Raw genomic sequence first — 16,192 nt, 5'->3', positions numbered from 1 at the left:
TATGACCTGGAAGCGTGACACGCATATTTGCCTGTTCTTGACATAACCTACAGTCTATATCAATATCTGAATTGGGAACAACACGCTTTAAATAATTGCCGACGGACATGTTGTATTTAAAGGGCATGAAACACATTTTGGATTCCGAGCAGTGCAAATTTTTCTGCCATGCAAAATAAGTCTATGAGAGAGATTAGTCCACTCTTTAGGAGCAAAATAAGCAGTTATTTCGCGCTCAATAGCAACAGGATTTGGACGATTCTGAACCTTACGCCAACCAAGACGACCTGTAACACGTATTACGTGAGTATCTACAGGAAACCCCGGTAATCCAAATGCGTTGCCAAGAACGACATTGGCAGTTTTACGACCAACACCTGGCAACGATATTAAAGCTTCCATATTTGATGGCACTATACCAGAAAAATTATTAAGCAAACATGCAGATAATGAAATAATGTTCTGTGCTTTTACTCTATAAAATCCGAGAGGGTAAATAATTGACTCAACTTGAGATACAGGAGCAGCAGCTAAAGAACTCGCGTTGGAGAAAATAGAAAAGAGTTCAGGCGTCACGATATTCACACGCTTATCTGTAGTTTGCGCGCTTAATACAGTAGCAATTAGTAGCTCAAATGGATTTTTGAAATTTAATGCACACTTAGGTTCCGGTATTTCTTTGCACAATAAATCGTACTCTGCATAAATACGAGCTAATTTCGCTTGTTTTGATTCTCGCATATTAGAACTTTGATAAATCATTATTGCGCAGACTGCTTATCTGCATCATTTTCAGAATCATCTTCAATGCTGCTTTCGGAAATCTCGCTATTCTCATCTGATTCCGAAGGATCGAAGCGATAGCCAACATTACGCACTGTGCCAATCAAATGTTCATATTCAACACCAAGTTTTGCGCGAAGCCTACGAATATGGACATCTACAGTACGAGTGCCACCGTAGTAGTCGTAGCCCCATACTTCTTGCAACAAATGAGTGCGAGTAAACACCCTGCGCGGATGCTGCACAAAGTATTTCAGCAATTCAAACTCTTTATAAGCTAAATCAACAGGATGACCATGCAAACTCACTGTGTAGCTACGCATATCTACAACAAGATCTCCAGAACGCATAGTTCCATTGTCTGAATTGAAAGAATCATCAATTTCAGAGCCTTGCGAATGCACAAATAAATCATCAGAAGATCCGTGTTGCAAAGAAGCCAAACGCAAACGACCCTCTACTTCTGCCGGAGAAGCATTAGTAAGCACAACATCAGAAATGTTCCACGAAGGATTTACTACAGTAAAACCACCCTCAGTTATAACTAATATGACAGGAACCGTGATATTTGCAACACGCAGAGAAGAACACATTGATTTAGCGAGAACTAAATCCTCACGCGCATCAAGCAAAAGAATGGTTTGTGCAGGTAGTTTTGCCAAACTTGACGTATCCAAAGAAAGTAAACGCACTTTATGAGATAACAAAGTAAGTGAAGGTAAAACTGAAGAGGGAGAAGCACACGAAGTCATCAATGTGATATCAGTCATATGATGCCTCCAACAAACAATTGATGTAGTAGCAAATTCAGCCTTTACAGGAATTGTAAACCATACTGCGAAAAATAGCGATAAGCGCAACACTTGCATTTTCCAAAGATAAAAAATATCAACACAATAAAGCACAGTGCAGGTTATAGGCTACATTAGTAAATAAACAAAGTAATTTGTTAATGTTTTACGGACATATTACGCTTTATAAATATAAAATTACGGCACTAGGGAGTGTGTATGAGCAATGAAACACGTATCTGCAATGACAAGATGCAGAAAAATGATAATTCTTGCGTAAATGTTCAAAAACATACCCGTATACCTAGCATGAACGCATTAGCGATGTTTGTAAGCCAAATTTTTGTTGTAGTACTTCTCGCAATTGCAGCAATATTGCCAATCGCAACAGCAAAAATAACACTTATATTATGCCTTATCATAATGCTTACATTTATAGCGTTGTGGCCACTGCACGGAAATGTAATTGACCGAGCTATTGCATTATGCGCAGGAATTGCTTCTACATGGTTTGCAACCGGAGTATTAAAGGGATGGCCACCAAAAAGCGTCATTATCGATAACGAAACTGTGTCAATGAGTAAGTTCATTGCTGCAATTCACCCTTACGAACGTTGGGCTGTATCTTTTGCTCTAATTCTTGTAGCAGCAACATTTGTAACATTCTTGAGGCAAATGCTGCGCGAGAATCGCACAAATTTAGTACGAAATCTTTCGCACACGTTGACTGCAAGTATTGCTTGTGCAGCACTTCCGGGTTGGCTATTTTTGCCGTCAATTATTAGTTTTATGCCATCGCTTCGCAATTTAGACGGTGGAATACTCGTTATAGTACTGTGCATATTTATGCTAATCGCGCTATCAGGTCTTTCATATTTATGGGTTCGCAACAATTATGAAGAATACGAAACTGGAATAGTTTCACACGATATCGCCATTTCTATATTGCCAATAATGCTTTCAGGAATGCTCGTGTATATTGCAGGCCTTGGAATGCTAGTAGCTGCTTAAAATTATTTAAAGCCTATGTAACGTTACGTTTTAATTTACTTTTGAAATCACCTGCTTACATAAAAACGTCGAAAACACGGCATGTGTCTTCGACGTTTTATTTAACTTTTAATTTTTATTGTTTTACTCATTAAAAGCGAAACTTATTTTTCGCTTTCTTCCAAGCGCTTGCGAGCTGCAACGATTTCCTTCTCAGCCTGCTCAACGCCAGCCCAGAAGTCACCAGGAAGAACTTCCTTACCTGGTTCCAAAGCCTTGTACTGCTCGAAGAAGTGCTTGATTTCAGCCTTGTGATACTCGTTCACGTCATCGATATCCTTGATGTCGTCGAAACGAACGTCCGCTGGAACACACAAAACCTTGTCGTCTCCACCGGCTTCGTCAACCATGTGATACAAGCCAACAGCGCGGCACTCAACAACGCATCCTGGGAACACAGAATTTGGAATCATAACAAGAGCGTCGAGTGGATCGCCATCTTCGCCCAAAGTGCCATCAATATAACCGTAATCATCTGGATAACCCATAGCTGTGAAAAGGGTGCGATCCAAGAATACGCGACCAGTTTCGTGATCCACTTCATACTTGTTCTTAGAACCGCGTGGAATCTCTACCACAACGTTAAAAGTTTCTGCCATATTGGCTCCTTTGATAACTTTAATAACAATTCATATAACTGTTCTATCTCACTTTAGCGCGCACCGACGAACGACAGCAATAGAGCATATAAAACAAAATTTTGTTAACAAATTTCGTTAAATAATAAACGTTTTGTATCACTTACAGAAGTAGCATAAAATCACATATTTCTAGCACATCCTAGGCATAGCAACAAGACACGCTTTAAGCTATAAAAGTGTCTCAATACACAGTTACTATTGCTACGTTTTACACACGATATGTTGCATACATACCAGTATGGTTACCGAAGCGTAGGCAAGATGACAAAAAAGAGATGCGTGAACACTTCCACTGCTTCACAAGCAGGTCAATCCTTCAAAACAAAGAAGGTTCCTACAGAAAAAAATGCTAGTAAAACGACCTCAACTAATCTTTCAGCAAACGCAAATAATACCGTAGAAAAAACTATTACCGTAGAAAAAACTATTAATAGCGCAAAAGCTGAAAATAAACAATCATCTACTTTACCTACAAATACTGTTTCGAAGCGAAATAAAGCAATAGACGGTTTAAGAGCTCTAGCAATTATTGGTATTGTATGCTTTCATATGCGTCCAAGCCTTCTTATGGGAGGATTCCTTGGAGTAACACTGTTTTTGGTATTGGCAGGATATTTTTGCACGAGATCAGTTCTGCGCTATTTAAACGCAGATGAAAACGCAAAAAATGCAAAAAATATCGAAGATAATAATAAAAATACTCAAGGAATCAGGCATTACTGGGAGTATTTACTAAAGCGCGTAAAAAGAATTTGGCCGCCAACACTTGGAATTATCGCTATAACAGCACCAATTATGTGGCTTTTTTCGCCAAGTCTACTACCAAAGTTACAAGCGGATGCTCTTTCAGGCTCCGGATTCTTTAGCAATATAATGTATGTTGCCCGTAAACTTTCATATTTTGAACAGTCCGGACTACCTTCTCCTATCAAACATCTTTGGTATCTCGGACTTTTAATGCAGGCTTTTGTTATATGGCCTATTATCCTTGCTGCACTTATTAAATTCGTGCGTAGCAAGCTAATACGCATGTATATCACAGCAGGTTTAGCCATACTTTCTTCTATTCTTACTTTTACTTTTGCCTACTTATTTAACAATTACACAACTCCAGCTCGCGTCTACTATTCTCTAGATACGAGAGCATCAGAATTCTTAATGGGTGCAATGCTAGCAATGTACGGTGCTTGGTTTGCAAAACATTCATTCCACGCGTGGCTTATTCATGCATTACATTTGCTAATGGGCAAAAAGAACATATCGGTCAGCTTAGCTTCATCAGTTAAGTTAGACAGTAGTGTAGATAATTCAGCACTAACGAAAAAATCAGATAAATCCTGCGCAAATAAAGAAAAAGAGTTTATTGAAGATGGAATACCTGCTGACTTGCGCGAAGGATTACAAATTGATTTATCAGATAATAGCGTAGCTCCAGATATACAAGAACTTCCAAATAACGCATTCAATAAGCCAAAAACTGTTTTTTATAATCCACTTCATGCATGGCAGAGATCTTGCATTGGACTGTTGGCAACAATTGTGTTGTGCTACTGCTTTGTGTATGCAGAAGGCACATCTTCAGTATTTGTTTTTGGCGGATACACAATAACAGCAGCCGCTTGCACACTAATACTGTGGTCGTGCACGCAAACTGATAATATTTGCTCGAGAATATTTGCATGGGCTCCGCTCGCTTATATCGGCAGACGCTCTTTTGCAATTTATTTAGTTCACTTCCCTGTTCTTGAATTATTCAACCCAGCAAATAGAACAACTGCTGTATCTACAGGAGAGCAAGTCTTGCAAGCACTAGTAATAGTTGTACTTGCAGAATGCTTGTATCAATTATTTGAAAAGCCAATACAAGATCAACAATTATTTAAGCTTATTCGCTCTGTCTCACTAACTTTGTGCTGCATAATTATTGTGTCGTTAATTATCTTGCCAGTAAATTGGCAGGATATAGCTAAGCATAGGTCAATGCAGCTTCGCCCAGAATTGACAGCACAAGTAGAGCAATCTTCATCGTCAAATAAAAAACCTACTGCTTTTGACAAAACTAATTCTAAGCAAGAAACAAAAGAAAAAGCAGTTCCAAAAGGTGTGCAAAAGAATGTAGTAAAACAGTCTCTTCCACCTACACCATCGAAGTATCGCATTCTCTTCCCTATTGCAGAAAAAGTTCCACGAAATCTTGTTACTACTCATACGCGGATCGACAAACGACGCAATACTTGTTCCGTAAACTTAACTATGGTTGGAGATTCTATTACTGAAGGCGCTAAACCATATTTGATGCAAGTTATGCCTAACGCTTATATAGATGGAAAAGTGAGTAGACAAATTTTCCACGGAGCTGATGAATACGAGAAAGATATTTCGGTAAAACACGCTGGAGATGTGGTGATTTTCGCTCTTGGAACCAACGGTCCTCCTCATGACGATAGCGTGCTTCAACACATGGTTGATGTCGCAAAAGGTAGACCTGTTTATTTCGTTACCACACGAGTTCCGCAACCTTGGCAGGATGCAACGAACGATAGCTTACGCAAGTTCGCAGCAACTCATCATAATGTTGGCATTATAGACTGGCATGGTTTGAGTAATGGTCACTCGGAATATTTGACTGACGATGGAGTTCACTTAACTCCAATCGGCGGTCCACAATACGCGAAGATGATTCGTTTAGCTGTATGCGGCGGCTGAAAATTAGAGTTATAACGCGCTAAAACTTTTTAATACTGTTATTAAGCATAATAAATTGCGTTTTGCGTGGTGAAAATAGCTACGAAATATTACGATAGTATCTATGACTGAGTTGAGGACACTACGTGATTCGCAAGACGCTAGGGAAAGCGTATCTACTTGGACGAATCCTTTGCGCGATCCGCGTGATTTGCGTTTAGCTCGCATTGCGGGTCCGTGCAGCCTAGTAATTTTTGGCATTACTGGCGATTTAGCACGCAAAAAACTTATGCCAGCAGTATATGATTTAGCTAATCGCGGACTTTTGCCTCCAGGATTTGGTTTAACTGGTTTTGCGAGACGCGATTGGACGGATGAACATTTCGTAAACTTTGTGCGCGAAAATATTGAGCAGCATTGCAGAACGCCATTTCGTGAGTCAACTTGGATTAATCTCGCTAAAGGCATACGTTTCGTACGCGGCACCTTTGATGATGCGTCCGCATTTGAGCGTTTAAGCAAAACAGTGAACGAACTTGATCGAGACAGAGGTACTCGCGGAAATCACGCTTTTTACATGTCTATTCCGCCTTCCAGCTTCCCAGTTGTTGCCCAACAGCTTGCAGCATCAGGTCTTTCGCACTCTTCTGAGCATGCTTGGCGACGCGTAATTATTGAAAAACCTTTTGGCCACGATTTAGCGAGCGCACGAGAATTGGATCGCGTCGTTTCTGAAGTTTTTGATCCTAATTCTGTATTCCGAATTGACCATTATTTAGGCAAGGAAACTGTGCAAAACTTGCTGGCTTTCCGCTTTGCTAACGCAATGTATGAGCCGATCTGGAACGCAAATTACGTCGATCACGTGCAAATTACGATGGCTGAAGATATTGGCATTGGCGGAAGAGCCGGATACTACGACGGAATCGGTGCTGCTCGTGACGTGATTCAGAACCATTTGCTTCAACTTATGGCTCTTACTGCTATGGAAGAGCCTGTAAGCTTCCGCGCTAGCGATTTGACTGCTGAAAAAACAAAAGTATTATCTGCAATCCGACTACCTCAAGACTTGGCTGCCAACACTGCTCGAGGACAGTATGCAGCAGGATGGCAGGGCTCTTACAAAGCTGTTGGATACTTGGAAGAACAAGGCATTGATCCTCAAAGCACTACTGAAACGTACGCTGCAGTGCGACTTGACGTTGATACTCGCCGTTGGGCTGGAGTTCCGTTCTACTTGCGAACCGGAAAACGTTTAGGCAAGCGCGTTACGGAAATTGCTGTTATTTTTAAGCGCGCTCCGCATTTGCCGTTTGAGTCTACTGCTGTGCGCGAACTTGGCAGTAACGCTATTGTGATTCGAGTTCAGCCGGATGAGGGCGTTACTATGCGTTTCGGCGCAAAAGTTCCTGGCGGCACAGCTATGGAAGTTCGAGACGTTTCTATGGACTTTAGTTACGGACGCTCTTTTACTGAAAGTTCCCCTGAAGCTTACGAGCGATTAATTCTTGACGTACTTCTTGGCGAACCACCGCTATTCCCAACTACGCAAGAAGTAGATTTAAGTTGGAAAATTCTTGACCCTATTGAGGAATTCTGGAGTTCGCTTGGCACACAACCGCAACCGTATCGCGCTGGAACGTGGGGTCCAGCAGAAGCTGATGCTATGCTTGCTCGAGATAATCGCCATTGGAGATTGCCATGATTATCAACCTTCCTGATACCAATACAAGCAAAATTGCAGCAAAAATCGACGAATTGCACGAAGAGCGCGGCGAATCCGCTACTGGTCGAGTGCTCACTTTGCTTATTGATACAACTCTTAAAGAATTAGAGCATGCACTTGATGCAGCAAACGCAGCTAGTCGCGAGCATCCTTGCCGAGTTATTGCAATGGTTCGAGATTGGTCTAGCGAACACGCTGCTGAGCGCGGTGAAGTTGTGCCAAATCTTGATGCTCAAGTGCGTTTTGGCGCAGATGCTGGAGCTGGTGAAATTATTATTTTGTATCCGCACAACGGTTTAGTTCGTCATCCGGATACGCTTGTTATTCCACTACTCGTGCCAGATGCGCCGATTGTTGCATGGTGGCCAACAAACGCTCCTGAAGATCCTGCTCACGATTTGCTTGGAGCTATGGCAAGTAGCAGAATTACTGACGCACAGCGAGCAGACGATACTCTTAAAACTGTGCAAAACTTGCGCAAAAACTGGTCTCCGCAAGATGCAGATTTGTCTTGGACGCGTTTAACTCCTTGGCGCGCGTTACTTGCTTCTATGCTCGATCAACCTCCACATTTGCCTATTCTTAGCGCGAAGATTGTGGGTCCTACTCATTACGTATCTTTGCACTTACTGGCAGCTTGGCTTAAGAGTAGCTTGCATGTTCCTGTAGAAATAGTTGAAAATCCTGAAGCTCAAGCTATTACTTCCGTAACTTTAGAACGCGAGGATGGCACATTGTCACTCACTCGCCCTGCTGGCGGAGATCAAGCTTTGATTAGTCTGCCTGGACAGGCTGCACAACCTATTGCGCTTCCTATTCGCACTCTGGATGATTGCTTAAGCGAAGAATTGCGACGCATTGATCCTGACGAAATTTACGCGCAGTTGGTGCGAGATAATCCTGCAGAAAATGCGTGAATCATTACGTGAAACAATTCGTGAAACATTTTCAATGGCATAAAAGGAACAACTATGACAAATAATGAAGTTACTTTTGCGCATAACGCAAGTATTTACGGATACGATAATCGCGATGTGCTTGCAGCTGTTGCAGCCCAACGCTTGGTGACTCTTATTATGGAATCACAGAATGATGTGCAAAATCTCAATAAACCATTCCATTTACTTCTTACTGGTGGCACAGATTCAATACGCATGTTCCAAATGCTTGCTAGCAATCCACTTTTACCAGCAATTAATTGGAATTTAGTGCATATTTGGTGGGCAGATGAGCGTTTCGTAGCTTATGATAGCGAGGATCGCAATGCACGCAAGGCTCGCGAAATGTTTCTTAACTTACTTACTTCTAACAAAGCTTTGGCAGAATCTCATATTCACGAAATGCCTGCAGATGAGCGTAATGCGGAGGAAATTGCAGCAGCCAGCGACGCTGAAAATGACGCTATTTTAGATGCTGCAGCGCGCGACTATGAGGAAGAAATTGTGAGCATACTTGGCAAAGAGCCAGTGTTTGATTTAGCAATTCTCGGTATGGGGCCGGATGCGCATATGGCTTCACTTTTCCCAGGATTACCGCAGGTTAATAATCGCGATCGCATTGTTGTTGGAGTAAATCACTCCCCTAAGTTGCCGCCTATGCGCTTAACTCTTACTGTTCCTGTATTAGCTCACAGTCACTGCACTTGGTTTTTGACTGCCGGAGCAGAAAAGGGCGCTGCTTTAATGAATTCACTTTCGGGAGCTAATAATCCTGAATATCCTGCGTCTTTTGCAAACGGAACAGACGAAATCTCTTGGCTAACCACCGCAGAAACTTTGCAAGCTGCTATTGAATAACTGCATAGTTTTCTAGCAATATGCATAATATTCAGCAAGTCAAAGATTAAATGCGCTACACAAATTGGCGCAAATGCGAAAATAGCGTGTTCAAAACATGGCGCATTTGGGAAAATCGACCCCTAAAAACATGGCGCATTTGGGAAAATCTGCTTGACAAAATATGTCGCATTTGGGAAAATCTTTATAAAACCGTTGAAATTACAAGGAAAACCGCACTCGGCAACACTTGAACAAATCAAGCGCAAATTTGTAATAAAAGAAAGAGCACAAAAATCGCATGTTTGATAGAAAAATATACAAAGAAATGCTGAAATGGAAGCATGAATATGCGCCAAATTATGCGCTTTTTCTTAAAGGAGCAAGACGAGTTGGCAAAACAACATTAGCTGAAAAACTTGGCAAAGAAGAGTATAAGTCTTATATTCTTATTCGTTTCGATCAAACCGAAGAAGACATTAAGCAACTTTTTATAAACAGTCTAAGAGATTTAGATACTCTATTTAACACAATACAGTTAGCTTATAATACCAGACTTTATAAGCGAGAATCTCTTATAATACTTGACGAAATACAACTATTTCCGCAAGCTCGGCAAGCAATAAAAACTCTGCTTGAAGACGCTCGCTATGATTACATTGAAACAGGCTCACTTGCTTCTATTACAAAGAAAAGCAAGGATATTCTCATACCCTCAGAAGAGTACACGCTAGAAGTACTTCCACTTGACTATGAAGAGTATTTATTAGCGAACAATAACAACATGATTTTCCCTACTATTAAAGATCACTTTGAATCACTTAAACCTATGGGCAGTATGCACCAGAGCATAATGAAGTCTTTTAGAGAGTACATGTTGGTTGGAGGAATGCCACAAGCTGTTCAAGCATATGTTGATACAAAAGATTTTGCGAAGGTTGACTTTGCTAAACAACAAATAATCAATCTTTATAAGCAAGATATGCAAGACCAGGAAGAAGAAAACCCTAGTTACGTAACTAATTTTTTCGATAGAATTCCAGCAGAGCTTTCCAAACATGACAAACGTTACATGCTATCTCACGTAGATTCCAACGCGCGCATTAAAGAGTATAGGGATCCAATACGCTGGCTTGAAGAAGCGATGATAGTAAACATTGCAAACAGCGTTGAAGATCCGAGTGTAGCTTTGAATCTATCTACTATCAATCCTTCTTTCAAATGCTACATGATGGATACAGGACTCTTAACTTCGTTAGCATACAAAGATAAGCCTTACCTAGAAAACGAACTTTATAAGGCAATTCTGCTAGACAAATTACACATTAATGAAGGAATGATAATAGAAAATATTGTCTCACAGTGCCTAAAAGCAAATGGACACAACGCGTATTTTTACAAAAAAACAAATACCAATACCAAAAAGACAGTAATGGAAATAGATTTTCTCTTAAGAAAAAATAACAAGATTATTCCGATAGAAGTAAAATCTGGCAGCAGTAAAAATGTAAAGTCAATTACAAACTTTATGGAAGCTTTTAGTAAAACCAGCAGCGAAGGAATCGTGCTTCACCACGGAGAAATTAAGCGCGAAGGCAAACTGCTTTACCTACCGTACTACATGGCTTCTGTATTGTAAAAAGAAAGCGTCGCATGCAGAATAACAACGCATGTGACGCTTTTTACATAATTGACATTTTAAATTTTATATATACACTTTTACATGCACTAATCTTGCTTTACTTCTGGGCGATTAGGATCTGCCCACAAAGTGTGGAATACGCCTGGCTCGTCAATACGACCGTAAGTATGAGCACCGAAGAAATCACGCTGAGCCTGAATAAGCGAAGCCGGCAAACGCTTAGAACGCAAACCATCGTAGTATGCAAGCAAGCTAGAGAATGCTGGCACAGGCACACCATGCTCCACCGCACGCGCAATAACCCTACGCCAAGCAGCTTGAGACTTTTCAATTGCAGCCTTAAAGTACGGTGCAAAAAGCAAAGAAACGCTTGCTTCACCGGACTCAAAAGCCTCGGAAACGCGGTTCAAGAACTGAGCGCGAATAATGCAGCCGCCTCGCCAAATACGAGCAACTGCAGCCTGGTCAATCTTCCAATCATGCTCAATTGCAGCAGCCGCAATCTCATCGAAGCCCTGAGCATAAGAAACAATCTTAGAAGCGTACAAAGCTTGGCGAATATCCTCAATAAACGCCTTACGCTCAGCATCGTTCAAATCAAAATGCACATCCGGACCAGTCAAACCTTGACTTTCGGCAGCTTCTCGCAAAGCAACCTGACTGGAAAGTCCGCGAGCAAACACGGCTTCAGCGATACCCGTAACTGGTATGCCAAGCGAAAGCGCAGATTGTACAGTCCAAGTACCAGTGCCCTTCATGCCAGCATGATCCACCATCATCTCAACCAAAGGCTTACCAGTCTTAGCATCCTTCTGGCGAAGCACATCCGCAGTAATCTCAATCAAATAAGAATCAAGCTCGCCCTTATTCCACTCGCTAAACACATCCGCGATTTCGTCGGACTTCATGCCCAAACCGCGAAGCATTAAATCGTAGCTTTCGGCAATAAGCTGCATATCCGAGTACTCGATGCCATTGTGAACCATCTTCACAAAATGACCAGCACCATCGGTACCAATATGCGTTACGCAAGGCTCACCTTCAGCAACAGCAGCAATAGACTTCAAAATAGGACCAAGAGTCTTCCAAGATTCCTCAGTGCCACCAGGCATCATCGAAGGACCACGCAAAGCACCTTCTTCGCCACCAGAAACACCGCAACCAACGTAATGAAGACCACGCGCGCGAATGTCACGCTCTCTGCGAATCGTATCTTCAAAATAAGAGTTTCCGCCGTCGACGATAATATCTCCAGGCTCCATAGCATTTGCAAGTTCTTCAATAACAGCATCCGTAGGAGCACCAGCTTTTACCATAATGATTGCGGTGCGCGGACGCTTTAGAGAAGCCACAAATTCTTCAACAGTTTTTGAAGGCACAAAAGCACCTTCACTGCCATGCTCATTCATTAAAGTTTCAGTGCGCGAATAATGACGATTGTAAACAGCTACTGTATTTCCATGATGCGCAAGATTACGCGCTAAATTCGAACCCATGGCAGCCAAACCAACAACACCAATATTTGCCTGAGCTTGAGTCATAATGACACCTCTTATCTTGTACTTGTTTTGTTATTTGCACGCATGCTTTGCGCACCCAAGCAATCTGCATTATCTACAAAATACACAATTTTTTATTTTGCGTTACGCCCCTTCAAGAAACGCACTTAATAATTTTATAGGCGGATATGCACAAGGCTTAACAATATGCAAGTTAAGTAGTTTTAAATATAAATTTTGTGAAATAAATTACATTTTTAATCGTTAAAACTAAGCTCATATTTACTTCATAAAACACGACACGCTTACAAACACGCTATTTTTAGCTATTTTAATAATAACTATATATAGTGTTTACACAGTCGACACACCACTATAAATAGTGCTTATTCAGAGTAAGCTAACTACTTGGCTTTTGTCGATACAACACGGAATTGTAAAATTCCCCATCACCAGAGGAGATTGAAATGACTATCACAGTGTTTACTAAACCTCATTGCCCACAGTGTGATGCAACTAAGCGACAGTTCACAAAACTTGGCGTGAACTTCGAAACTGTAGACTTGTCAAAAAGCCCCGAATCACTCGAACAGCTAAAAAATGCAGGATACCGTCAAGCTCCAGTAGTCATTGCTCCCGACGCATCCTGGAGTGGGTACCGTCCAGATTTAATTGCGCAAATTGCGGATAAACTCGGAACTTCCGCAGAGACAGCAAAAGAAGCATAAGAAATGTGTGAGCAAGAAAATATAACACAACAAAGCGAACCAGAATCTAGCGCACAAGGCGAATCAATCGGAGCTGTAGTCTACTTTTCCTCAGTTTCGGAAAACACGTTAAGATTTGTGCAAAATTGCGATTTTCCAAGCAATAACGTGAACGTATATCGCATACCGCTTCGTCCTAAAGAGCCGGAATTAAACGTGCGCGAACCGTACGTTTTGATTGTTCCAACTTACGGCGGTGGAAATATTGCGAAAGCAATACCGATGCAAGTTCGCAAATTCTTAAATAATCGCGAAAATCGTTCGTTTATTCGCGGAGTAATTTCTTCCGGAAATACGAATTTTGGAGAAGCATATTGCGCTGCAGGTGATCAAATTGCAGGAAAGTGCGGAATCCCAAATATGTACTCGTTTGAACTTACGGGAACTGCAGAAGATATAGAAAAAGTAGCGCAGGGCATACCGAGATTTTTAAAACAACTCAAAGAAACAGAAGAAACAAAATAAACAAAACAAACGAAACAAACGAAACAAACGAAACAAGTAAAAGAAACAAAACAAAAAGCGTTTAAAAAAGCAAAAATAACGCATGAAGAAAGGAACAAACCCCATGAATAGCACGGATCCGATGAGCGAATCTACTTCGCTTAATCTTGATCACACTGATTCTGCAAGCACAACTGCCAGCACAACAGCAGAGCGCATTCGCAACAGTCGCGACTACCACGTTCTTAACGCTATGCTCGGTCTTTTTGACCCAGAAAAAGGCATTCAGTTTGATAAAGATCAGGAAGCAGAAAAGCTTTACGTTTCGGGTTACGTGCAAGAACACAGCATGAAGTTTGCTTCAACTCGCGAGCGCTTGAACTATTTGGTTGACAACTACTACTACAACAGCAATGTGTTCGGAAAGTACAGCGACGAGTTTCTCGATAAGTTCTACGAGCATGCGGAAGCTGCCCACCACACTTTTGGCACATTCTTGGGTGCTTTTAAGTTCTACACTTCTTACGCTTTGAAGACTTTCGACGGCAAGCAGTATTTGGAAAACTTCGCTCAGCGCGCAGCTGCTGTTGCATTGGAACTTGCAGATGGTGACGAAAAAGCAGCGACCAACTACTTAGACGAAATGCTTGCAGGCCGCTTCCAGCCAGCCACCCCAACGTTCTTGAATCTTGGTAAAGCTCAGCGCGGCGAAGCTGTGAGCTGCTTCCTCGTGCGTTTGGAAGATAACATGGAGTCTATTGCGCGCGGAATTAATTCTGCTTTGCAGCTTTCTAAGCGTGGCGGCGGCGTGGCTCTGCTTCTTACGAATTTGCGCGAACTTGGCGCTCCTATTAAGCGAATCGAGAATCAGTCGAGTGGCGTTGTGCCTGTTATGAAGCTTTTGGAAGATTCATTCTCTTACGCTAATCAGCTTGGCGCTCGACAGGGTGCAGGTGCAGTGTATATTAGCGCGCATCACCCAGATATTATGCGTTTCCTCGATACTAAGCGCGAGAACGCAGACGAGAAGATTCGCATTAAGTCGCTTTCTTTGGGTGTTGTGATTCCAGATATTACTTTCGAGCTTGCTAAGCGTAAGGAAAAGATGGCTTTGTTTAGTCCTTACGATGTTGAGCGCGAATATGGCAAGCCTTTTGCAGATATTTCTGTTACCGAGCATTACGATGAGATGGTTGCAAATCCTCGCATTCACAAGAAGTACATCGACGCTCGCGAATTCTTTATGACGATTGCAGAAATTCAGTTCGAGTCTGGCTATCCTTACATTTTGTTTGAGGATACTGTGAATCGCACGAATCCTATTGAGGGTCGCATTACTATGAGCAACTTGTGCTCAGAGATTTTGCAAACTCAGGAAGCAAGCACTTATAACGCCGACTTGTCTTATAGCCACGTCGGTCGCGATATTTCTTGCAATCTTGGCTCTCTTAATATTGCTAAGACAATGGATGGCGACTTGGGCACAAGCGTTGATTTGGCTGTGCGTGCGCTCACTTCTGTTTCGGAGCATACTTCTATTGATTCTGTGCCTTCGATTCGTCGCGGTAACGCGGAAGGTCACGCTATTGGCTTGGGTCAAATGAATTTGCACGGTTTCCTTGCGCGTGAACACATGCAGTACGGAAGCGAGGAAGCTCTTGACTTTACAGACATGTACTTTATGACGGTTGCTTACCACGCTTATAAGGCTTCTCACGCTTTGACTGTAGAGCGCGGCCACGCTTTTGCAAACTTTAAGACGAGCGCTTACGCTAAGCCTGCAGGAAAAGGCAACTACTTCGATAAGTACACAGATGGCAGCCGCTCGCTTGAGCCTAAAACTCAAAAAGTTCGCGATTTGTTTGCCCGTTTTAACGTTGCGATTCCAACCGTCAGCGATTGGGAGCAGTTGCGCGACGAGATTTTGCGCGACGGCATTTATAACGAGTATTTGCAAGCTGTTCCTCCAACTGGCTCAATCTCGTACATCAACCATTCCACAAGTTCAATCCACCCGATTGCTTCTCGCATTGAGATTCGCAAAGAAGGCAAGGTTGGACGCGTCTACTACCCTGCTGCATACATGACGAACGACAATATGCAGTACTTTAAGGACGCCTATGAGATTGGCTGGAAGGCAATTATTGACACTTATGCCGAAGCAACTCAGCATGTGGATCAAGGATTGTCGCTTACTTTGTTCTTCCCAGACACTACGACTACTCGCGATTTGAACAAGGCTCAGATTTACGCATGGCGTAAGGGCATTAAGACTCTTTACTACATTCGTATTCGCCAGAAGGCTTTGGAAGGTACGGAAATCGAAGGTTGCGTAAGCTGCACGCTGTAAGTCGTAACGCTGTGAATTTTTCGCACGCCAAATCAAAAA

At 42.1% G+C, this 16,192-nt stretch carries 13 protein-coding genes; 9 read left to right on the top strand and 4 right to left on the bottom strand.

All coding sequences use genetic code 11. The features are described 5' to 3' along the window. Positions 1-87 precede the first annotated feature (87 nt). Together nth and HXT57_RS00760 are read right to left on the bottom strand one after the other, a co-directional pair. The gene (gene nth, locus HXT57_RS00765; RefSeq protein ID WP_415707399.1) at positions 88-762 is read right to left on the bottom strand and encodes an endonuclease III; all 675 of its coding nucleotides are present in this window, start codon (positions 760-762) and stop codon (positions 88-90) included. After that, complete coding sequence (locus HXT57_RS00760) at positions 762-1,553, bottom strand: winged helix-turn-helix domain-containing protein (RefSeq protein WP_421783588.1); 792 nt, start codon at positions 1,551-1,553, stop codon at positions 762-764. The genes nth and HXT57_RS00760 overlap by 1 nt, the downstream gene beginning before the upstream one ends. Positions 1,554-1,793: 240 nt before the next feature. Here HXT57_RS00760 and HXT57_RS00755 point away from each other — a divergent pair, with 240 nt between their 5' ends. After that, entirely contained in the window at positions 1,794-2,585 is a 792-nt protein-coding gene (locus HXT57_RS00755) for a beta-carotene 15,15'-monooxygenase (protein ID WP_415707398.1), read from the top strand. Between the two features lie 143 nt (positions 2,586-2,728). Here HXT57_RS00755 and HXT57_RS00750 read toward each other — a convergent pair whose 3' ends face one another. Then, positions 2,729-3,223 carry an inorganic diphosphatase gene (locus HXT57_RS00750; protein WP_004105658.1) on the bottom strand — a complete coding sequence of 165 codons (495 nt, stop codon included), beginning with the start codon at positions 3,221-3,223 and terminating at the stop codon, positions 2,729-2,731. 321 nt (positions 3,224-3,544) lie between these two features. Here HXT57_RS00750 and HXT57_RS00745 point away from each other — a divergent pair, with 321 nt between their 5' ends. The 5 genes from HXT57_RS00745 to HXT57_RS00725 all read left to right on the top strand — a co-directional run bounded on the left by HXT57_RS00745 (position 3,545) and on the right by HXT57_RS00725 (position 11,090). Further along, on the top strand, positions 3,545-5,971 hold the full coding sequence (locus HXT57_RS00745; RefSeq protein ID WP_119504654.1) for an acyltransferase family protein: 2,427 nt from the start codon (positions 3,545-3,547) through the stop codon (positions 5,969-5,971). Positions 5,972-6,074: 103 nt separating this feature from the next. Next, positions 6,075-7,655, top strand: a complete 1,581-nt coding sequence (gene zwf, locus HXT57_RS00740; protein WP_064621464.1) for a glucose-6-phosphate dehydrogenase — start codon at positions 6,075-6,077, stop codon at positions 7,653-7,655. Beyond that, a complete protein-coding gene (locus HXT57_RS00735; protein WP_004109831.1) occupies positions 7,652-8,593 on the top strand; it encodes a glucose-6-phosphate dehydrogenase assembly protein OpcA in 942 nt (313 codons plus the stop codon). The genes zwf and HXT57_RS00735 overlap by 4 nt, the downstream gene beginning before the upstream one ends. Positions 8,594-8,647: 54 nt before the next feature. Beyond that, complete coding sequence (pgl, locus tag HXT57_RS00730; protein ID WP_004109833.1) at positions 8,648-9,472, top strand: 6-phosphogluconolactonase; 825 nt, start codon at positions 8,648-8,650, stop codon at positions 9,470-9,472. A gap of 280 nt (positions 9,473-9,752) precedes the next feature. Further along, a complete protein-coding gene (locus HXT57_RS00725) occupies positions 9,753-11,090 on the top strand; it encodes an ATP-binding protein (RefSeq protein WP_004109838.1) in 1,338 nt (445 codons plus the stop codon). Positions 11,091-11,179: 89 nt separating this feature from the next. Here HXT57_RS00725 and gndA read toward each other — a convergent pair whose 3' ends face one another. After that, positions 11,180-12,634 (bottom strand): NADP-dependent phosphogluconate dehydrogenase, encoded by a 1,455-nt coding sequence (gndA, locus tag HXT57_RS00720; RefSeq protein ID WP_004109841.1) that lies wholly within the window; start codon positions 12,632-12,634, stop codon positions 11,180-11,182. Between the two features lie 425 nt (positions 12,635-13,059). Here gndA and nrdH point away from each other — a divergent pair, with 425 nt between their 5' ends. The 3 genes from nrdH (at position 13,060) to nrdE (ending at position 16,153) form a co-directional block, all read left to right on the top strand. Next, entirely contained in the window at positions 13,060-13,320 is a 261-nt protein-coding gene (gene nrdH / locus HXT57_RS00715; RefSeq protein WP_033888558.1) for a glutaredoxin-like protein NrdH, read from the top strand. Between the two features lie 3 nt (positions 13,321-13,323). After that, complete coding sequence (gene nrdI / locus HXT57_RS00710) at positions 13,324-13,824, top strand: class Ib ribonucleoside-diphosphate reductase assembly flavoprotein NrdI (protein ID WP_004109846.1); 501 nt, start codon at positions 13,324-13,326, stop codon at positions 13,822-13,824. A 103-nt stretch (positions 13,825-13,927) separates the two neighbouring features. After that, positions 13,928-16,153: a class 1b ribonucleoside-diphosphate reductase subunit alpha gene (gene nrdE / locus HXT57_RS00705; RefSeq protein WP_415697922.1), complete on the top strand. Its 2,226-nt coding sequence runs from the start codon at positions 13,928-13,930 to the stop codon at positions 16,151-16,153. Positions 16,154-16,192 lie beyond the last annotated feature (39 nt).

Origin of the sequence: Gardnerella sp. KA00771 (assembly GCF_049244045.1) — a bacterium.
Taxonomy (GTDB): domain Bacteria; phylum Actinomycetota; class Actinomycetes; order Actinomycetales; family Bifidobacteriaceae; genus Bifidobacterium; species Bifidobacterium swidsinskii.
This window is presented reverse-complemented; position numbering and strand designations above follow the sequence as displayed.